We start from the raw sequence: 19,530 nt of genomic DNA, 5'->3' as shown, positions 1-19,530 counted from the left end.
AGCGAACTTGTCCGACAGGCGGAATGGACGCCGCCGATCACAACACTTACCGGAGACCGGGTCGCCGCCACTTCACTTTTGCTCATGTCGTGCACTATGTTGCGCAGCCAGGCTGGTCGGCGTGCAGGAGTTCCGGCACACCAGCCTTGGAAGAGGACGGAGTTTCCATGCCCTTCACGCCCTTCGCTCTGGAGGAATGGCAGTCCCGCTACGAGACGGACGTCGCCTACAACCTGGCGGATTCCGGGATCGACCCGGTGCTGCTGGACGAGCTGGTCGACACCGAGGGAAAGGTCCGGGAGCTGCTGGCGACGCCGCTGCACTACCCCGCCGTCGGCGGCGGTGACCGGCTGCGCGAGTTGATCGCCGAGCAGTATCCGGACGCCGGCGCGGGCAATGTGCTGGTGACCGTGGGTGCCGCCGAGGCCAACACGCTCGCCGTGCACACCCTGATCCAGCCCGGCGACCACGCCGTGGTGCTGGAGCCCGGCTACCGGCAGGTGTGGGGCACTCTGCGCAACCTCGGCGCGCAGGTGGACGCCTTCCACCTGCGCGCCGACCAGAACTGGCGCCCGGACCTCGCCGAACTGGACACCGTTCTGCGCCCCGACACCAAGCTCGTCTACGTCGTCAATCCCAACAACCCGGTGGGCACCGTCCTCACCGACGCAGAGATCGACGCGATCGCCGCCGCCTGCTCGAGGGTCGGCGCGTGGCTCATCGTGGACGAGGTGTACCGGGGCACCGAGCGCCTCAGCGACACCGAGACGCGCACGGCCTGGGGCACCTACGACCGCGTCATCGCCGTCGGTTCCCTGTCCAAGGCGTACGGACTGCCCGGCCTGCGCCTGGGCTGGCTGGTCGGCCCGCAGGAGCTGGTCCAGGCGAGCTGGCGCCGCCATGAGTACTTCACGATCTCCACCGGCATCCTCTCGATGCAGCTTGCCGAGATCGCCCTGGCCGAGCCCACGCGCACCGCCCTGCTGCAGCGCACCCGCGGCCTGATCCGCTCCGGCTGGGACCGACTGAGCACCTGGGTGGCCTCCACCGACGGCCTGGTGTCCGCACACGCCCCCGAGGCCACGGCGCTCGCCTTCATCCGCTACCACTTCGACCTGCCCTCCACACAGGTCGCCGACCTCCTGCGCACCGAGGGCGGAGTCCTGGTCGGCGCCGGAGCTGATTTCGGCGTCGAGCACCATCTCCGGATCACGCACGGCCTGGAGCCGTCCTATCTGGAAGGGGCCTTGCAGCGCGTCGAAGCGACCCTGCTTTCTCTCCGCAGCCGGGGCGGGTGGGCGGCATGACCGTATCCGCAGCCGAGACGAGTCACCGCCGCAACGGCGGTGACGTGGTCGTCGAATCCCTGGAGGCACTCGGTGCCACCACGGTCTTCGGCATCCCGGGGCAGCACGCCCTGGGGCTGTTCGACGCCCTGCGGCGCAGCGACCTCCGCTTCGTCTCCAGCCGAGTCGAGAACAACGCGGCCTTCGCCGCCGACGGTCACGCCCGCGTCACCGGCCAGGTGACCCCCCTACTGCTGTCCACCGGCCCCGGCGCGCTGACCGCGCTGGCGGGCCTTCAGGAGGCGAGGGCCGCCTCCGCGCCCCTCCTGGTGATCAGCAGCCAGATCCCCTCCCCGGGGCTGGGAGGCGCACGGCGCGGCTTCCTGCATGAACTGCCCGACCAGCAGGCCGTTGCCCGGGGTGTGGTGAAGTCGACCCGGATCGCGCGTGCGGCCTCGCAGATACCGTCGGCGATCGCCGAGGCGTGGCGGGAGGCGGCCACCGCACCGTGCGGGCCGGTGTGGGTGGAGATTCCCCAGGACATCCTGCTGGCCGAGGCGGCCGTTCCGCCGGTGCGCGATCTGTCGGCGACGCCGCTGCCCCTGCGGCCGCGCGCCGAACTGGTCACCGAAGCAGCCGGTATCCTCGCCGCTGCCGAGCGCCCGGTCATCCTGGCAGGCGGCGGTGCGGTTCGCGCCGGGGCCCAAGCAGCTCTGCTGGAGCTGGCCGAACGGCTCCAAGCGCCGGTGGCGACCACCTTCGGCGGCAAAGGGGCCTTTCCCTGGGCGCACCCCCTGTCCCTGCAGTCCTGGCTGGAGGACCGCCACCTCACCGAGTTCCTGGAGCGGGCCGACGCCTTGCTGGTCGTGGGCTCCGGGCTGGGAGAACTGTCCAGCAACTATCACACGTTCACACCTCGGGGCCGGGTCATCCAGATCGAGGCCGACCTGGGCAAACTGGAATCCAACCATCACGGCCTCGGCATCCACGCCGACGCCCGCACCGCGCTGGACCACCTCGCCGCCGAGGTGCCCACGGGGGACCGGGCCGGCTGGGCGCACGCCGCCGTCGCCGATGTCCTGGCCCGGGTGGGCAAGCGGCTCGCGGGCCAGGAACTCGGCCTGGAGCAAGGGATACTGGCGTCCGTCCGCGCGGCCCTGCCCGACGACACCCCGAGTTTCTGGGACATGACCATTCTGGGGTACTGGGCCTGGTCGGCCTACGACCCACGGGCGGGCGCCTTCCATTCGGCGCAGGGAGCGGGCGGTCTCGGCTACGGCCTGCCGGCCGCCCTCGGCGCGGCCGCCGCACTCGACGGCGCACCCGTGCTCGCGGTGAGCGGAGACGGGGGCGCCATGTACTCCCTCGCCGAACTCGCCACCCTTCGCCAGCACGACCTGCCGGTGACCTGGCTGATCGTCGACGACGGTGGTTACGGCATCCTGCGCGAGTACATGACCGGCACCTTCGGCGCGGCAACCGCCACCGAACTGACCCGCCCCGACTTCGCGGCCCTTGCCGAGTCCTTCGGCATCCCAGCCGTCACCACAACCCCGGAAAGCCTCAGGGCCGACCTGGTCGAGGCACTGGGGTCGGGCGGCCCCGGCGTCGTCGTCCTGCCCGCGCGGCTGAACATGTTCGCCCCGACCCACCTGGAGACCACGTGACCGGACAAGCCGTGCTGGGCAACTTCATCGGCAACCTCAGGCTCGCCCCGGGTTCTGTAACGAGTGAGCTGATCGACCCGCGCACCGGTGAGCCGACGGGCCGCGCCGTGGTGTCGGACGCCGGCGACGTCGACCTGGCGCTGCGCACGGCCGTCGACGCCTTCGTCACCTGGCGTCGTAGTACGCCCAGGGACCGTCAGACCGCGTTGCTGCGTCTGGCCGACGCCCTGGAAGAGCGTGCCGAGGAGTTCGCGGACGCCGAATGCCGTGACACCGGCAAGCCCCGACGCCTGGTGCTGACGGAGGAAATCCCTCAGTGCGCCGACCAGCTGCGATTCTTCGCAGGCGCGGCGCGGCTGCTGGAGGGCGTCGCCGCCGGCGAATACCTCGAAGGGCACACCTCACAGATACGCCGGGAACCACTCGGTGTCTGCGCGCAGATCACGCCGTGGAACTACCCCCTGATGATGGCGGTCTGGAAGATCGGTCCGGCCGTCGCAGCCGGGAACACCACCGTCCTCAAACCCGCCGAGACCACTCCGACCAGCACGGTGCTGCTCGCCGAGGTGGCGGCCGCCTTCCTTCCCCCTGGCGTGGTCAACGTGGTGCTCGGTGACCGCGACACGGGCCGTGCCCTCATCGCGCATCCGGCCGCGGCGTTGGTGTCGATCACCGGATCGACCCGGGCCGGGATCGAAGTGGCCCGTGCCGCGGCGGCCGAAGTGAAGCAGACCCACCTCGAACTCGGCGGTAACGCGGCCGTGCTTGTCTTCGAGGACGCGGATGTCGAGGCGGCGGCCTACGGCATCGTGGCGGCGGGCTTCTACAACGCTGGGCAGGACTGCACCGCCGGCACCCGGATCCTCGCACACGACACCATCCATGACGCTCTCCTCGACGCGCTCGTGGCACGCGCGAAGGCCACGGTCACCGGCCCGCCGCCGCTCGCCGACCCCGACTACGGCCCCCTCAACAGCCAGGCGCAACTGGACCGAGTGCTCGGCCTGATCGAGCGGCTCCCCGTACACGCCGTCGTCAACACCGGCGGCCACCGGGTCGGCGAGCGTGGCTTCCACCTCGCCCCGACCGTGATCTCCGGCCTCGACCAGCGCGACGAGATCGTCCAGGAGGAGATCTTCGCTCCCGTCCTGACCGTGCAGCGGTTCACCAGAGAGGAAGACGCCGTCAGGCTCGCCAACGACCAGCCCTACGGTCTGGCCGCGTCCGTGTGGACCAGCAATCACAGCAGGGTGCAGCGGACCAGCGCCGCGCTCGACTTCGGCGCGGTCTGGATCAACAGCCATGGCCAGCTGGCTCCGGAGATGCCGCACGGCGGCTTCAAGCACTCCGGCCACGGCAAGGACCTGTCCGCATACGCCCTTGCCGACTACACCCGCGTCAAGCACGTCATGAGCGCAACGCACGCCCCCTGATCCCAGCAACGCCGGGGCCGCCGGGTTCGGCGGCCCGGCACAGCAACCCTCGGAGACGCCGTGTCCTTCACCACCATCACCACCCGGTCGGCCCCGTCCCCCGCCGGGGCCTACAGCCAGGGCCGCCGCATCGGCCCCTTCCTCCAGATCTGCGGTCAGATCGCCACCGACCCCGCGACCGGTGCGCCGCTCGAGGCCGACGCGGCCGGGCAGACCCGGCGCGTACTCGAACAACTCGAGGCGATCCTCGGCGCGGACGGCGCCGGCTGGGACGACGTCCTGATGGTCCGCGTCTACCTGGCCAGCGACGACGACTTCGACGCGATGGACGCCGCCTACCGCAGCGTCCTCGCCGAACCGTTCCCCCCGCGTACGACGGTCACCGCGGGGCTGGCGCCCGGTGCGCTCATCGAGGTCGACGTACTGGCCGTACGCACCTGAACCGCCTTCCCCTGCGGCTCCGCTGTGTCGGGACACAGCGGAGCCGTCCCACGTCCATTGCGCACAATGAGAACCAATCGAGCCAAGCGCTTCCCTCTAGCTCAATATGAGCATTATATTTCCCGTACGGGTTGGTTCGCAGTGTGGATCCCGCACACCAGCCCTGATGCAGGACGGTGGGTTCGATGGCACTGCACCCAGCCCCGACGTTGCTGCTGACTTGGACGGAAGCCACGTCGGCGCCCGCCGGAAGCGCTCGCGTCGTTCTGCGGCGCGCGCTGGCGAGCCTGAACCTGCGCGAGATCGTCGTGAGCGACGCGGTCCTGGCAGTTTCGGAACTCGTGGCGAACGCAACAGAACACGCGCCCGGGCCCTACGAGCTGGAGCTGCGGCAAACCACGCGGCACCTGCTGTGCGAAGTTCGGGACCGCGATCCACGCATTCCGGAAGTCGCGAAGTTCCGGCCCGAGGCCCCCACCGAACGCTCCGAGCCGGCAGGCCGGCCGGAAGCCGTGGAAGCCACGCTGAGAGAGCGTGGACGCGGCCTGCTCATCGTGGACGAACTGACCGGTGGAGCGTGGGGTTTCCGCGTTCCGGGAGACGGCACGAAGGTCGCGTGGATCGCGATCTCCCACTCCGGCTCAGTAGGGCCACGACTCACCTGAGGCTCACCCATGCGAACGGATACTGGCGGCCATGGACGTACTGCTTGTCGAGGACGAGGTCGAACTCGCTCAGACGCTCGCCGACGGGCTGCGCGGCGAAGGCATGAACGTGCGTGTCGCCCATGACGGCGCCCGCGCTCTCGAGCTGACCGCCGCCACCGACTTCGATGTGGTGATCCTCGACCGGGACCTGCCCGGCATCAGCGGCGACGCCGTGTGCCGCACCCTTGTCGTCTCTGGTCATCCCGCCCGTCTCCTCATGCTCACCGCGGCCGGCACCATCTCCGACCGCGTCGAGGGCCTGAGCCTGGGGGCCGACGACTACCTCGCCAAACCTTTCGCCTATGTGGAACTGGTGGCCCGGGTGCACGCGCTTGCGCGCCGTCGGGGCGCACCGGGACCGCCCACGGTGCTGGAACGGCGTGGGGTCCGGCTGGACACCGCTCGGCGGCTCGCCGAACGCGACGGCCGCCCGCTGGCGCTCACCCGCAAGGAACTCAGCGTGCTTGAGGTTCTGCTCGCGGCGGACGGCGGCATCGTCACCACTCGGGAACTGCTGGAGCAGGTGTGGGATCCGTACCTGACGCCCGAGACCACAGCGGTGAAGGTCGCGGTCTACCAACTGCGCAAGAAACTGGGCGATCCCCCATTGATCGAGACCGCGCCCCGCTTCGGATACCGGCTGTGAAGGCCGCCCCTACCAGGCAGGCGTGGACCTCAGCCGTACGGCGCTTGTCTCTGCGCAACCGGCTCACCGCTCTCTACAGCGGAGCCATGCTCCTGACCGGTGGCGTGCTGCTCACCCTCAACTGGTTCTCGGTCCGCCAAGTCATCGGATCCCGTGCCGACATCCTGGTCCCCTTGCAGGACACCACCACCACCGTCACCGCCGCAGTACCCGCGACGGCGAGTACGCCCTCGCACGCCTTCGACTCGTTCGAAACCGCTGTGCTCGGCGACCTTCTGCTGCGTTCGGGCATCGCGCTGGTCCTGCTGACCGCCTGCGCGGCGCTCGTCGGCCGCAGACTCGCGGGCCGGTCGATCGACCGGCTGGAAATGGCGTACGCCGCGCAGCGGGTGTTCACCGCACAGGCGTCCCACGAGCTACGCACCCCCCTCACCCTGCAACGAACCGCCCTGGAAGTACCTCTCGCGCAGGGCCGGGTACCCGTAGAGCTGGAACCAGCTCTGCACCAGGCACTCGCGGCGACGACCCGCAGCGAGGAACTGATCGCCTCCCTCCTGGCCCTGGCCAAGGGAGAGAGCGGCACCCTGCACCCGACCCGCACCGACTTGGGCCGTCTCGTCGCCTCGGCACTGACCGACGTCGGCCAGGAAGCCGAAGCGCTCTCCCTCACCATCCGCACGGAACTCGATCCCGCCCCCGTGGAGGGCGACGTCCCGCTGCTCGCCCAGCTGGTGAGCAACCTCGTCACGAACGCCGTCCGCCACAACGTGCAGCACGGAGAGGTGCACATCGCGAGCCGCCACGATAGTGCCGATGGGCGCAGTCAACTCATCGTCTCCAACACCGGTCCTGTGCTCGACGATGCAACGGCAGCTGACCTGTTCGTGCCATTCCGCCGTGGCGCACCCCGCACGAGCGGCCCACGAGGCAGCGGGCTCGGCCTGTCCGTGGTCAAGGCCGTGGCGGAGGCCCACCGAGGAACGGTCGAGGCACGGTGCCGGACGGGCGGCGGCCTGGAAGTCCGCGTGCACCTGCCCGACCGGCCCGTTTCCGCCTGAGCACGGCGCAAGCCCCTCGTACCGCAGTGGAACGCAGGGGTCCACCCATGCCGCATCTGTGCTTCGGCCCGCCGCCCGCCCGCGGGGGGACGCGGGTGGCCGGGCGGGCGACGGGTGACGGTCGGGTGGCCCTGGCCTGACTGCCACCCTGGATCCCAGCCTAGGAACCTGTCGGTGAGCCATGGGTTGAGTCAGGGAAGCAGCACCCCGGTCGGGGGCGCAGGGAGATTGCCACCGAGGCCCCCTTGCTGGGCCGACGCCCCCGCTACCGTCCGGTCTCTGCTCCGGTAGGTGAGCCATGGGTGAGTCGTGGCCTTACCGGTCCGACACCGCGCCTGCCGTACCTCTTGTCGTGTCCGGGGCGGAGCTCCCGCCCCCTTCCCGTAGGAGGTTTCGATGCGTGTGCGAACGCGGGTGTCACCCATGGTCCTCGTGATGTCCGGTGTCCTGCTGGTCGCGGGCTGCGGCAGCGGTTCCGACGGAGGCGGCGGCAAGGACGACGTGGCATCCGTCGACAACAAGGGCACCTCGGCGCCTCCGGTCGACAAGGAGACCACCTACCGCAAGTACGAGAGCTGCCTGCGGGACCAGGGCATCTCCGGTGTCAAGGTCGACGACAACGGTGTGGGGCTCAGCGCCTCCGGCGCGAACAAGAACGGTGACGGCTCGGACGGCCAGAGTGACGCGCACGCCATCGACAAGGCCATGGAGGTGTGCAACAAGAAGGTTCCCGGCATGCAGCAGCTGCGCGCCCAGCACGACGAGAAGGCCGTGCAGGACGCCCGGAAGTTCGCCACCTGCGCCCGCAAGAACGGGATCCCTGACATGGCCGACCCGGGCGTGAGCAACGGCGCTCCGCAGATGAAGATGCCCGACGTGCCCCCGGAGACCTGGACCAGAGTCCTGGAGAAGTGCAAGCAATACATGTCGGGTGGCGTGGGCCTCGTCAACGGCGGGGATGACCAGTGAGCACGACTCCCGAGGCCGGGCACCTGGACCGGTCGGGCGACAGCGAGTTCGAGGACTCCTCGCCCACCGGCCCTCGTCGGGACGGCCGGCGCCGCAAGGGCCGCTCCCGCCGGGTCGCCGCTGCCGTGGTCACCGTTGTGGCCGTGGCCGCGGTGGCGGTCGCCGCGCAGCAGCAGGGCTGGCTGGGCGGCCGGGACAGCAAGGGTGACGGCCCAGCCAAGCCGCAGGCGACCGCCGTCATCGAGCGCATGTCCTTGTCGACCGGCATGGACGTGAAGGGCACCATCGGCTTTGGGCACGAAACCGACGCGGTAGGCCGTGCCGGTGGCACATTGACCGCCATCCGGCAGGTGGGGGACATCGTGCGCCCCGGACAGTGGCTGTGGGAGCGGGACGGGGTTCGCGTCCCGTACTTCCGGGGCGACCGCCCGCTGTGGCGCGTGCTGAAGAAGAACGCCACCGGTAAGGCGATACGCGGCGCTGACGTCCGCGTACTGAAGCGGAACCTGATCGACCTCGGCTACGCGGACGGACTGGGCCTGACCGCCGACGACACGTTCACGGCCGCCACCGAGACCGCAGTCAAACGGTGGCAGAAGCACCTGGGCGCCCCCCAGACGGGTCAGGTCGATCCCGGCTCGGTCGTCATGCTCGACATGCCGCGCCTGCGGGTGTCACAGACGGTGGGCGTCGTGGGGTCGTCGCTGACAGGCGCGGCCCTGCTCAAGATCACCGGCACCGATCTGGTGGCCACCGCCAAGCTTTCCTACGACCAGCTGTCGCGCCTTTCACCGGGCACCCGCCTCAAGGTCACGCTTCCCGACGGCACCACGGTGAGCGGCAAGGTCACCGCGGTGAACATCACCCCCCAGCAGCAGGACGGCGGCGGGCAGGGGCAGGGCGGGGACACCAAACAGCAGGCCGAGGTGACCGTTTTGCTGCCGGACCAGAAGACCGTGAAGGCGGGCGGCCCGGGGCCGGCCACTCTGACCGTGAGCGACCACAAGGCCGACCGGGTGCTCGCCGTCCCGGTCACCGCGCTCCTCGCCCTCGCGGAGGGCGGCTACGGCGTCGAAGTCGTCCAGCCCGACGGGCAGCACAAACTCGTGCCCGTGACGATCGGCCTCGTCGCCGACGCCCGAGCCGAGATCACCAAGGGCGACCTCAAAGAAGGCACCAAGGTGGTGATCCCCGAGTGAGCGCCGGCACCGCCGTCCCCGTCCTCGACCTGGTCGACGTCGTACGCGAATTCCCCAGCGACCCGCCGACGCGCGTCCTGCACGGCATCAACCTCACCATCGAACAGGGCGAACTCGTCGCCGTCGTCGGCCCGTCCGGCTCCGGCAAGTCCACCCTGCTCGCCCTCCTCGGCACCCTGGACCGGCCCAGCTCCGGCACCCTGGCCGTGACCGGCCACCCGGTGGACCGGCTCGACGAGGCACAACTGGCGGTCCTGCGCGCCCGCGACATCGGCTTCGTCTTCCAGCAGTTCTTCCTCATGCCCGGACTCAGCGCGGTGGAGAACGTCGCCACCGGGCTGCTGTACTCGGGCGTCGAGCCCTCGGAGAGACTGCGCCGCGCCACCGGCGTGCTCAAGACCGTCGGCCTCGGCCACCGGCTCCGGCACAAGCCGAACCAGCTCTCCGGCGGTGAGCAGCAGCGTGTGGCCATCGCCCGGGCCGTCGTCGGCGCACCACGGCTGCTGCTCGCGGACGAACCCACTGGTGCCCTCGACACGCACTCCGGCCGTGAGATCGTCGAGCTGCTGCGCACCCTCAACTCCCGGGGAACGACCGTCGTGGTCATCACCCATGACGCCGAACTCGCCGAGTCCTTCCCCCGTCGCATCGGCATCCGCGACGGACGCATCGCCTTCGACAAGCGAGGACCCTGGCTGTGAACTCTCCCCTCACTCCTCCTCGCGACGCCGCGCGGACCGGGCGCGTCGAACCCCTGCCACGACCCGCCCGGCTCCGGCCCGGCGACGTCCTGGGGCAAGGAACGCTCGGACCACGCATCCGCCGCCTGCGCGCCATGCTCTCAGCCCTCGGCATCGCCTTGGGGATCGCCGCCCTGGTCGCCGTCACCGGCGTGTCCGCCTCCAGCAAGGCCCACTTGCTGACCCGGCTCGACACACTCGGCAGCAACCTGCTCACCGTCTCCCCCGGCAAGGGACTCGACGGCACGGAGACCACGCTGCCACCCGAAGCGGAGAAGATGCTCTCCCGCATCGGGCCCGTCCAGCAGGTCACCGCGATCACCATGACCGACGCCAAGGTGTACCGGACCCCCTACATGCCCAAGGACCGCGACGGCGGGCTGCAGGTGGTGGGCGCCCGACCCAACCTGCTGTCGGCGCTGCGCGGCGAACTGCAAGCCGGACGCTGGCTGGACGCCCCCTCGCGGAAGCTGCCGACCGCGGTCCTCGGCCACGACGCCGCAGCAGCCCTGGGCCTGAGCACGCCGGGCACCCGGGTGTGGATCGCCGAGCGCTGGTACGCCGTCATCGGCATCCTGCGGCCAAACGAACTCGCTCCCGAAATCGACCGCTCGGTACTGATGAGCTGGAACAACGCCGTCAAGGACCTCAAGTCCAACGGCACGGCAAACACCGTCTACCTGCGCGCAGACCCGGAAAAGGTGTCCGCCGTGCAGAACGTCGCGGGCGCCACCGCGAACCCGGCCGCACCGCAGAACGCCGCCGTCTCCCGCCCCTCCGACCTGCTCAAGGCCCGCTACGAAACCGTCTCCGGCCTCAACAGTCTCGTCATCGCCCTGGCCTCGGTCGCCCTGCTCGTGGGCGGTGTCGGCATCGCCAACACCATGGTCGTCGGTGTCATGGAGCGCCGTGGCGAGATCGGTCTACGGCGCTCGCTCGGCGCACGCACGGGACAGATCGCCACCCAGTTCCTCATCGAGGCCGCCGTCCTGGGCGCGGTGGGCGGCATCGTCGGAGCGATGCTCGGTGCTCTGGGCGTCTTCGCCTATGCCACCTGGGAGAGGTGGCCTCTGGTGATCCCGCCGGCCATCCTGGTCACCGGCCCCGTCGTCGCCATGGCGGTCGGTGTCGTGGCCGGCCTCTACCCGGCACTACGAGCTTCACGACTCGCTCCTACAGAGGCACTCCGCTCTCTGTAGCCGCGTGAGAGCAACGGTTCTCCGGCCGCCCGGGCAGCGTCCGGAGATCCGATCACCAGTGCAGGAGATCAAGGGGTTCCTGAAGGCGGCCACCGAAGAGTTCGCTGACAGGGCCGTAGTGGCGGCCTTCGGCCCCTGTCGCCAAGAGCGGCCGACGCACCGCCAGATTCAGCGTCAGGTGAGCGTCGAGACAACGCCACGCAGTCCCTCTGTGCTGCGGCTCAGCTCATGCCTCGGTCAGCGGCGAAAACCGCGAAGCCGCAGGTCATCACCCCGTCACCGACTTGGGGCTCGGCTATCACGGCCTCCACACGGTGGTGAACCGGAAGCAGGTCGAACCAGCCTCCGCCTGACCAGAAACCGCAGCTCAGGCAGCCTTTCGTGCAGGTTCAAGAATCGCCACACACTCCACGTGCGACGTCATCGGGAACAGGTCGAAGGCCCGCAGGGTGCGCACCCGGTAGCCGCCGTCGCGGAAGTACGCCAGGTCCCGCGCCAGCGCCGCCGGGTCGCACGCCACGTACGCGATGCGGCGGGCGCCGAGGGCCGACAGGTGCTGGACCGTCTTGCGGCCGGCGCCCGCCCGGGGCGGGTCGAGGACGATCAGGTCGACCTCCGAGATGCCCGTGCGCGGCAGGACCGACTCGACCTTGCCCTGCTCGATGCGCACCCGCTCGAAGTCGGCCAGGTTGTGCCGCGCGTCCTCCACCGCCCGCTTGCCGGACTCGATGCCCAGCACCGCGCCCTGGTCGCCGACCCGGTCGGCGAGCGCGCCGGCGAAGAGGCCGACGCCGCAGTAGAGGTCGAGGGCCATGTCGCCCTTGCGCGGCAGCAGACCCTGCATGACCGCCGTCACGAGGGTGTCGGCCGCCTTCGGGTGGACCTGCCAGAAGCCGCCGTTGCCCACGCGGTGGGTCCGGCCGTCGGCCCGCTCGCGGACGAAGGGCCGGCCGTGCACCCGGTGGACTCCGCCGGAGCGCTCGTCGACGCGCAGGACCGAGACCGGCCGGTCGAGTTCGACCAGGGGCAGCCGCGCGCCCGGCTTCGGCGTGAGGATCACCTGGCGGTCCTGGGAGCCGGTCGCCGCGATCGCCTCGACGGAGTCCATGCCCGTCCAGACCCGCTTCTCGATGCCCAGCTCGCTGACGCCCTCCGCCGCAATCATGCAGTGGTCGATGGGCTCGACCTCGTGGGAGCGGTGCCGGCGCAGCCCCGCCCGGCCGTCGGCGGTGACGGCGTACTGGACGCGGGTGCGCCACGCGGGGACCTGGCCGGCCGGCACCTTGTCGCCCTCGGCGGGCAGCACCGTGCCGTCCCAGCCGGCCTCCTCCGGGGTGAGCCCGGCCAGGTGCTGGAGCTGCTCGGCGATGACGTCGGCCTTCAGGCGGCGCTGCGCCCCGGGCTTGGCGTGCTGCCAGTCGCAGCCGCCGCAGCGGCCGGGGCCCGCGAAGGGGCAGGGTTCGTCGATGCGGTCCTTGGAGGCGTCGAGCACCCGTACGGCGTCGGCGCGCAGGAAGCGGGCGCCCTCCTCGCCCTCCGTCACCCGGGCAACGACCCGCTCGCCGGGCAGTGCGTGCCGGACGAACAGCACCTGCCCCTCGGAGGTGCGGGCGATGCAGTGCCCGCCGTGGGCGACGGGGCCGACCTCGACCTCGTACTCCTCCCCCACCAGCGACTTCCTCGGTTCTGCCTGCATGGCGGGGTGACTCCATAACGCGTGAGGGGGACGGGCCGCACGGAGACGGCCGGACAACAGCCCACCAGTCTACGTGGCTGCCGCCCGGCCGATTCACACGAGCCGTGGTCTCACGACGTGGAGTCGGTGTTCTCCTTCGACCGCACCTGCGCGGGGCCGCGGCGCACCGAGCCGGGCGCGTTCCAGTTCTGCTGCCTGCGGGCGCGCCGCTTGGCCGCCTCGGAGGACTGCAGCTGGTACGGCACGGAGGTGACCATGATGCCCGGGGTGAAGAGCAGCCGGCCCTTCAGCCGCAGGGCGCTCTGGTTGTGCAGCAGGTGCTCGTACCAGTGGCCCACCACGTACTCGGGGATGATCACGGACACCGCGTCGCGCGGGGACTCCTTGCGCAGGCTCTTGACGTACTCGATGACCGGCCGCGTGATCTCCCGGTAGGGCGAGTCGAGGACCTTCAGGGGTACGTCGATGCCGCGCCGGTTCCACTCCTCCTGCAGGGCCTTGGTCTCGGCCGGGTCGACGTTGACGCTGAGGGCCTCCAGGGTGTCCGAGCGCATCAGTTTGGCGTAGGCCAGGGCCCGCAGCGTCGGGCGGTGGATCTTGGAGATCAGCACGACCGAGTGGACGCGGGAGGGCCGGACGCTGTCGTCGCTCGGGCCCTCGGGGGCGGCGATCTCGGCGGCGACCCGGTCGTAGTGCTTACGGATGGCCGTCATCGTCGCGTAGAAGATCACCATGCCGAGCAGCGCGACCCAGGCGCCGTGGGTGAACTTGGTGAGCAGGACGACGACCAGCACGAGGCCGGTGAAGAAGGCGCCGAAGGTGTTGATCGCGCGCGAGCGGATCATGTGGCGGCGCTTGGCCGGGTCCTTCTCGGTGGCCAGGTGCCGGTTCCAGTGCCGCACCATGCCGGTCTGGCTGAGCGTGAAGGACACGAACACGCCGACGATGTACAGCTGGATCAGGCGCGTGGAGTCGGCCCCGTAGACCCCGACCAGCAGGGCGGCTGCGCCGGCGAGGAGGACGATGCCGTTGGAGAAGGCCAGACGGTCGCCGCGCGTGTGCAGCTGGCGCGGCAGGTAGCGGTCCTGGGCGAGGATCGAGCCGAGCAGCGGGAAGCCGTTGTAGGCGGTGTTGGCCGCCAGGAACAGCACCAGCGCGGTGGCGGCGGCCAGGATGACGAACAGGATGCTGTCCGCGCCGAACACCGCCTCGGCGACCTGCGCGATCACCGGGTGCTGCACGTAGTCGGGGCCGAGCGGGACGCCGTTGAGGACGAGGTCCTCCGCCGGGTTCTCGGCCATGCGCACGTCCGTCGCGGCGGCCAGCGCGATGATGCCGCAGAACATCGTGACGGCCAGCAGGCCCATCATGGCGAGGGTGGTGGCGGCGTTCTTCGACTTGGGCTTGCGGAAGGCGGGGACGCCGTTGGAGATCGCCTCGACGCCGGTGAGGGCGGCGCAGCCGGAGGAGAAGGCGCGCAGCAGCAGGAAGACCAGGGCGAAGCCGGCCAGTCCCTGGTGCTCGGGCTTGATGACGTAGTCCGCGGTCGGTGCCCGCATGGTGTCGTCCAGGACGAGCGCGCGGAAGGCGCCCCACGCGAGCATGGTGAAGACGCCGAAGACGAAGACGTACGTGGGGATCGCGAAGAGCGAGCCGGATTCCTTCACCCCGCGCAGGTTCATCAGCGTCAGCAGGACGATGACGCCGATCGCGCAGGCGACCTTGTGCTCGACCACGAACGGGATCGCCGAGCCGAGGTTCTCGATGCCGGAGGAGATCGACACGGCGACGGTGAGGACGTAGTCGACGAGCAGGGCGCTGGCCACCGTCAGGCCCGCCTTGGGCCCGAGGTTGGTGGTGGCCACCTCGTAGTCGCCGCCGCCGCTGGGGTAGGCGTGCACGTTCTGCCGGTAGGAGGCCACGACGGTGAACATCAGCACGACGACCGCGACCGCGATCCAGGGGCTGAAGTGGTACGCCGTCACGCCCGCGATCGACAGGACCAGCAGGACCTCGCCGGGCGCGTAGGCCACGGAGGACAGCGGGTCGGAGGCGAAGACAGGCAGTGCGATGCGCTTGGGCAGGAGCGTTTCCCCGAGCCGGTCACTGCGCAGTGCGCGCCCGATCAGGAGCCGTTTGGGCACGTCGGTCAGTTTGGACACAACAGAGGATCGTAAGCGTTCGATTGCGAGGGTGCCCACCCGCCACCCCCCACAGGCGTTCCGTCTGCTCTCCGAGTGAATTCAGAGGCTGGTGCGGCTGGGGACTGCGCAGGTCACGTGCATGCCGTGCCTAGATGGCCAGACCTTGTCCACGATCGGCCGCCCCGCCTCCCGGAGGTCCCATGCACCCGACCGCAGAACTGATCGGCGCAGCGGCCACACTGTTCGTCCTCGGAATCCTCACGGTGGCGAGCGTGCGGAGCATCAGCCGGCGCAAGGACGCGTCGCGGGAAGCGCGCGGCGGGGGCATGCCGTAGCCCACGGCCGCACGGCCCGGGACGGCCGGTCGCCGCCGGCACCACCCCTCCGCCGCGGTCCCCGCCCCGCCTGCCCGGGTACACCCTCCGACCACCCCGTCCACGAGCCCGCCGGCCAGGGTCCCTCTCGCCCAGCCGGCACGCCTCCGACCACGCCCTCCGCGAGCCCGCCCACCCGCCGTCCCCGCTGCCCGCCTGCCCGGTACGCCCGGGAGCTCCTTCCGCGGGCGCGCCCCGCCGCCGTCCCCGTCGGCTAGCCGGCCCGGCGCCGTTCCTCCTCCGCCACCCCGGCCCGCAGCTCCGGCAGGCCGGTGCTGTCCGCGCGGGTCGACGGGACCGTGCAGGCGTAGGCACCGGCCACGGTACCGTGCAGGGCGCAGCGGTGGAGTGGTTCGCCGTGCAGCCAGGCGTGGAGGAACGCGGCGGCGAAGGCGTCGCCCGCGCCGTTGGAGTCGACGACCGGGGCCGGGGGCCGCGCGGCGGGTACGTGGGTCAGCTCTCCGTCGGCCAGGAGGTACGCCCCGTCGGCCCCGGCCGTGGCGACGACGGCCCGGGCCCGTCCCCGTCCGGCGATCCCGCGCATCGTGCGCTCCGGGTCGTCCAGGGCCGCGGCGGACAGGAAGACCAGGTCGGCCTCCAGGGCGAAGGCCTCGTGGTAGGGGTTGGCGCCGTCCCAGTCGTGCAGGTCGGTGGAGATCGTGACACCCGCGTCCCGCAGGACGGGCAGCGCGTGGGCGCACGGCTGGGTGATGACGACGTGGGCGTGCCGGCTGACCGCGGCCAGCTCGCGCACCAGCGCCTCGGGCAGCCGGTCGGTGTCGGCGGCGCGCGTGGCGTCGTACAGGGACATCCGCCGGCCGTCGGGGCCGACGAGGTTGACGGCGCGCTTGGTGCCGAGCGGCTGGGGGACGGCCGTGAGCGGGACGGCCCGGTCGCGGTGCAGGGCGCGCACCAGGTCGCCCTCGGGGTCGTCGCCGAGCAGGTCGAGGTGGTGCGTGCGCAGGCCCAGCGCGCTCGCCGCGAGGGCGACGAAGTCCCCGCTCTGTCCCGCCCGCGTCACGATGCCGGGGCGGATCATGTGGCTGTCCGCGAACGGCACGGGCAGTTCGGGTACGTGCACGATGGTGTCCACCCCCGCCCCGCCCAGCACCAGTACGTCGATCTCGTGGTCCACGACGGCCTTCCCCCTGTCCCCGGGTCCGCCGGAGCCCTCGCGGCCCCGTCGGCAACACCCTGTGCTTTGCCGATACGTTGGAGTCGGACAGCCGGACACGGCACCGGCCCCGGAGGGCATCATGGCGTGATTGCACCGGCATGATGTTGCCTGGCGGCCCGCACGCAGGCCGCGACGTGATGCCTGGCGAGCCGAAAGAGAGACATGAGCACGACATTCATGAAGGTCAGAGGGCCTGCAGGAAGCACGGTGTGACGCGATGCATATTGTCATCATGGGTTGCGGAAGGGTGGGTTCCGCTCTGGCCCAGAACCTCGAGCAACAGGGGCACACGGTCGCCGTGGTCGACCAGGACCCCACCGCCTTCCGCCGGCTGGGCTCGGGGTTCGGCGGCCGCCGCGTCACAGGCGTCGGCTTCGACCAGGACACCCTGCGCGAGGCCGGCATCGAGGAGGCCGGCGCCTTCGCCGCCGTCTCCAGCGGTGACAACTCCAACATCATCGCCGCCCGCGTGGCCCGTGAGATGTTCGGCATCGAGAACGTCGCCGCCCGCATCTACGACCCCCGACGCGCCGAGGTCTACCAGCGGCTGGGCATCCCCACCGTCGCGACCGTCCGCTGGACGGCCGACCAGATGCTGCGCCGGCTGCTGCCCTCCGGCGCCGAGCCGCTGTGGCGCGACCCCACCGGCGGTGTCCAGCTCGCCGAGGTGCACACCTCCACCGCCTGGGTCGGCCACAAGATCAGCCGGATCCAGGAGGAGACGGGCGTGCGCGTGGCGTTCCTGACCCGGCTCGGCGAGGCGGTCCTGCCCACCTCGCAGACGGTGCTGCAGGAGGGCGACCTGGTGCACGTGATGATGCGCACCGACGAGGTCGACAAGGTCGAGGCGGTCTTCGCCAAGGGTCCCGAAGAGGAGGGCGGTCACTGATGAGGGTCGCCATTGCCGGAGCCGGCGCGGTCGGCCGCTCGATCGCGGGCGAACTGCTGGAGAACGGCCACGAGATCCTGCTCATCGACAAGGCGCCGACCGCCATCTCGGTCGAGCGCGTCCCGCAGGCCGAGTGGCTGCTCGCCGACGCCTGCGAGATCACGTCGTTGGACGAGGCGGCGCTGCAGCGCTGCAACGTCGTCATCGCCGCGACCGGCGACGACAAGGTCAACCTGGTCGTGTCCCTGCTGGCCAAGACCGAGTACGGCGTGCCGCGCGTCGTCGCCCGGGTGAACAACCCGAAGAACGAGTGGCTGTTCAACGAGTCGTGGGGCGTGGACGTCGCCGTGTCCACCCCGCGTCTGATGTCGGCCCTGGTCGAGGAGGCGGTGAGCGTCGGCGACCTGGTCCGTCTGCTGCGCTTCAGCCACGGCGACGCCAACCTGGTCGAACTGACCCTGCCGGAGGAGTCGGCCCTGGCCGGCACGCAGGTCGGCGACGTCCAGTGGCCCGAGGACACGTCCCTGGTGACGATCATCCGCGGCACGCGCGTCCTCACCCCCACCCGGGAGGACTCCCTGGAGGCGGGCGACGAGCTTCTCTTCGTGGCGGCCCAGGCCCGCGAGGAGCAGCTGGAGGACCTGCTGTCGGTGCGCCGGGACGCCGCGGCGGGCTGACCGCCCGGCCGCGACGACGAAGGAGGGGCGCCCCCGGCCGGGGGCGCCCCTCCTTCGTCGTCACCGGGGAGTCACTGCTCGGTGGAGCGGGCGGCGGCCTGCCGCTCACGCTCCTCGGCGGCCTTCTCCTCGGCCTCCATCTCGGCGAACACGTCGATCGGCGCAGGCGCCTTGGCCAGGAAGACCCAGGTCAGCCACACGGCGAGCAGGAACGGCGGGATCTTCAGGGCGACCAGGACCCAGCCCAGCTGCGTGGTGTCGGCCCACCAGTACAGCGGGAAGAGGATCGCGCACTTGGCGAGCAGGATCGCGCCCCAGGCGTAACTGGCCTTCGCGTAAGCCTTCTTGCGGCCGGGGTTGCGGGTCCGCCAGGACAGGTTCTCCTTGAAGACCGGTCCCAGGATCAGCCCGATCAGCGGCACCCCGCACAGGGTCGTGATGATGTAGGCGAGGCCCAGCCCCAGCGTGTAGAGCATGCCGGGCAGGTAGAAGTCCTTGGCATTGCCGGTCATCATCGCGAAGACGACACCGAAGGCCACGCCGAAGACGCCGCTGAAGGCGTGCTTGACCGTGTCCTTCATCACCAGCCGGACGGCGACCAGCACCAGCGACACCGCGAGCGCCGCGATCGCCGACAGGTGCAGGTCCTTGTTGATGGTGTAGATGGTGACGAACAGCAGGCCGGGCAGCACCGTCTCGACCATGCCCCGCACGCCGCCGAACGCCTCGAACAGGGCGGCCTCGGTCACCGCCCGGGCGTCGTCCGCAGAATTCTCTTCGGTCGGCTTGTCGAGCGACGTCACCGGCTACTCCCGTCCGAGGGGTCTCAGTTCGTACTTGGGGTTGAACAGCACCCGGCGGCCCCGGCTCATCGAGACCCGGCCCGACGCGATCAGCTTGCGCCCCGGCTCTATCCCCACGATGGAACGCCTGCCGAGCCACACCACGTCCAAGGCGGCCGTGCCGTCGAACAGCTCGGCCTCCAGCGCCGGGACTCCGGCCCGCGGCCGCAGGGTGACCGTGCGCAAGGTACCAGTAACCGTCACTATCTCGCGGTCCTGGCAGTCTCCGATCCGGATGCAGCCGGTGGTCTCGGTGTCCTCCCGCAGCTCCTCCGACTCCAGGTCCTCCTGCGACGAGGAGAGCCGGTCGAGCATGCGCCGGAACCGCCCCGCCGGCTTCTCGGAACGAGAAACAGCACTCATATCTGAAGCGTACCGGGGCCCGC

General features: G+C 70.8%; 19 protein-coding genes. 14 read left to right on the top strand and 5 right to left on the bottom strand.

From position 1 onward, the window contains the following. Window positions 1–167: 167 nt before the first annotated feature. From ACFYWG_RS21750 to ACFYWG_RS21700, 11 genes are all read left to right on the top strand, one after another. Window positions 168–1,307: an aminotransferase class I/II-fold pyridoxal phosphate-dependent enzyme gene (locus tag ACFYWG_RS21750; RefSeq protein WP_385417742.1), complete on the top strand. Its 1,140-nt coding sequence runs from the start codon at window positions 168–170 to the stop codon at window positions 1,305–1,307. After that, entirely contained in the window at window positions 1,304–2,953 is a 1,650-nt protein-coding gene (locus tag ACFYWG_RS21745) for a thiamine pyrophosphate-binding protein (RefSeq protein WP_385417744.1), read from the top strand. Before ACFYWG_RS21750 ends, ACFYWG_RS21745 begins: the two co-directional genes overlap by 4 nt. Continuing rightward, a complete protein-coding gene (locus ACFYWG_RS21740) occupies window positions 2,950–4,386 on the top strand; it encodes a gamma-aminobutyraldehyde dehydrogenase (RefSeq protein ID WP_385417747.1) in 1,437 nt (478 codons plus the stop codon). Before ACFYWG_RS21745 ends, ACFYWG_RS21740 begins: the two co-directional genes overlap by 4 nt. Window positions 4,387–4,446: 60 nt before the next feature. After that, on the top strand, window positions 4,447–4,827 hold the full coding sequence (locus ACFYWG_RS21735) for a RidA family protein (RefSeq protein ID WP_385417749.1): 381 nt from the start codon (window positions 4,447–4,449) through the stop codon (window positions 4,825–4,827). Between the two features lie 185 nt (window positions 4,828–5,012). Beyond that, on the top strand, window positions 5,013–5,492 hold the full coding sequence (locus ACFYWG_RS21730; protein ID WP_385417752.1) for an ATP-binding protein: 480 nt from the start codon (window positions 5,013–5,015) through the stop codon (window positions 5,490–5,492). Window positions 5,493–5,523: 31 nt separating this feature from the next. Continuing rightward, on the top strand, window positions 5,524–6,180 hold the full coding sequence (locus ACFYWG_RS21725; protein WP_385417754.1) for a response regulator transcription factor: 657 nt from the start codon (window positions 5,524–5,526) through the stop codon (window positions 6,178–6,180). A gap of 44 nt (window positions 6,181–6,224) precedes the next feature. Further along, window positions 6,225–7,238 carry a sensor histidine kinase gene (locus ACFYWG_RS21720; RefSeq protein ID WP_385417757.1) on the top strand — a complete coding sequence of 338 codons (1,014 nt, stop codon included), beginning with the start codon at window positions 6,225–6,227 and terminating at the stop codon, window positions 7,236–7,238. Window positions 7,239–7,634: 396 nt separating this feature from the next. Further along, complete coding sequence (locus ACFYWG_RS21715) at window positions 7,635–8,207, top strand: hypothetical protein (protein WP_385417760.1); 573 nt, start codon at window positions 7,635–7,637, stop codon at window positions 8,205–8,207. Beyond that, window positions 8,204–9,406: a peptidoglycan-binding protein gene (locus tag ACFYWG_RS21710; RefSeq protein WP_385417763.1), complete on the top strand. Its 1,203-nt coding sequence runs from the start codon at window positions 8,204–8,206 to the stop codon at window positions 9,404–9,406. The genes ACFYWG_RS21715 and ACFYWG_RS21710 overlap by 4 nt, the downstream gene beginning before the upstream one ends. Continuing rightward, complete coding sequence (locus tag ACFYWG_RS21705; RefSeq protein WP_385417765.1) at window positions 9,403–10,107, top strand: ABC transporter ATP-binding protein; 705 nt, start codon at window positions 9,403–9,405, stop codon at window positions 10,105–10,107. The genes ACFYWG_RS21710 and ACFYWG_RS21705 overlap by 4 nt, the downstream gene beginning before the upstream one ends. Before the next feature lie 134 nt (window positions 10,108–10,241). Beyond that, window positions 10,242–11,345, top strand: coding sequence for an ABC transporter permease (locus ACFYWG_RS21700; protein WP_389202926.1), 1,104 nt, complete (start codon window positions 10,242–10,244; stop codon window positions 11,343–11,345). Between the two features lie 367 nt (window positions 11,346–11,712). Here ACFYWG_RS21700 and ACFYWG_RS21695 read toward each other — a convergent pair whose 3' ends face one another. Continuing rightward, the gene (locus ACFYWG_RS21695) at window positions 11,713–13,041 is read right to left on the bottom strand and encodes a class I SAM-dependent RNA methyltransferase (RefSeq protein ID WP_385417771.1); all 1,329 of its coding nucleotides are present in this window, start codon (window positions 13,039–13,041) and stop codon (window positions 11,713–11,715) included. Window positions 13,042–13,151: 110 nt separating this feature from the next. Next, window positions 13,152–15,203 carry an APC family permease gene (locus ACFYWG_RS21690; protein ID WP_383508211.1) on the bottom strand — a complete coding sequence of 684 codons (2,052 nt, stop codon included), beginning with the start codon at window positions 15,201–15,203 and terminating at the stop codon, window positions 13,152–13,154. 182 nt (window positions 15,204–15,385) lie between these two features. Between ACFYWG_RS21690 and ACFYWG_RS21685 the strand changes: the two genes are divergently transcribed. Beyond that, on the top strand, window positions 15,386–15,520 hold the full coding sequence (locus tag ACFYWG_RS21685; RefSeq protein WP_389203537.1) for a hypothetical protein: 135 nt from the start codon (window positions 15,386–15,388) through the stop codon (window positions 15,518–15,520). 253 nt (window positions 15,521–15,773) lie between these two features. Here ACFYWG_RS21685 and ACFYWG_RS21680 read toward each other — a convergent pair whose 3' ends face one another. Next, window positions 15,774–16,694 (bottom strand): adenosine kinase, encoded by a 921-nt coding sequence (locus tag ACFYWG_RS21680; RefSeq protein WP_389202924.1) that lies wholly within the window; start codon window positions 16,692–16,694, stop codon window positions 15,774–15,776. Between the two features lie 259 nt (window positions 16,695–16,953). On the opposite strand from ACFYWG_RS21680, the gene ACFYWG_RS21675 reads away from it, so the two are divergent. Both ACFYWG_RS21675 and ACFYWG_RS21670 read left to right on the top strand, forming a co-directional pair. After that, entirely contained in the window at window positions 16,954–17,625 is a 672-nt protein-coding gene (locus ACFYWG_RS21675; protein ID WP_376327481.1) for a potassium channel family protein, read from the top strand. Beyond that, on the top strand, window positions 17,625–18,302 hold the full coding sequence (locus ACFYWG_RS21670; protein ID WP_376327482.1) for a potassium channel family protein: 678 nt from the start codon (window positions 17,625–17,627) through the stop codon (window positions 18,300–18,302). Before ACFYWG_RS21675 ends, ACFYWG_RS21670 begins: the two co-directional genes overlap by 1 nt. A 71-nt stretch (window positions 18,303–18,373) precedes the next feature. Here ACFYWG_RS21670 and ACFYWG_RS21665 read toward each other — a convergent pair whose 3' ends face one another. Together ACFYWG_RS21665 and ACFYWG_RS21660 are read right to left on the bottom strand one after the other, a co-directional pair. Continuing rightward, complete coding sequence (locus ACFYWG_RS21665; RefSeq protein ID WP_385417777.1) at window positions 18,374–19,105, bottom strand: DUF3159 domain-containing protein; 732 nt, start codon at window positions 19,103–19,105, stop codon at window positions 18,374–18,376. A gap of 3 nt (window positions 19,106–19,108) precedes the next feature. Continuing rightward, window positions 19,109–19,507 carry an OB-fold nucleic acid binding domain-containing protein gene (locus ACFYWG_RS21660; protein ID WP_376327485.1) on the bottom strand — a complete coding sequence of 133 codons (399 nt, stop codon included), beginning with the start codon at window positions 19,505–19,507 and terminating at the stop codon, window positions 19,109–19,111. Between the last annotated feature and the right edge of the window lie 23 nt (window positions 19,508–19,530).

It is taken from the genome of Streptomyces sp. NPDC003456 (genome assembly GCF_042878735.1).
Lineage (GTDB): Bacteria > Actinomycetota > Actinomycetes > Streptomycetales > Streptomycetaceae > Streptomyces.
The sequence above is the reverse complement of the archived record's forward strand: the minus strand, read 5'-3'. Positions and strand labels throughout refer to the sequence as shown.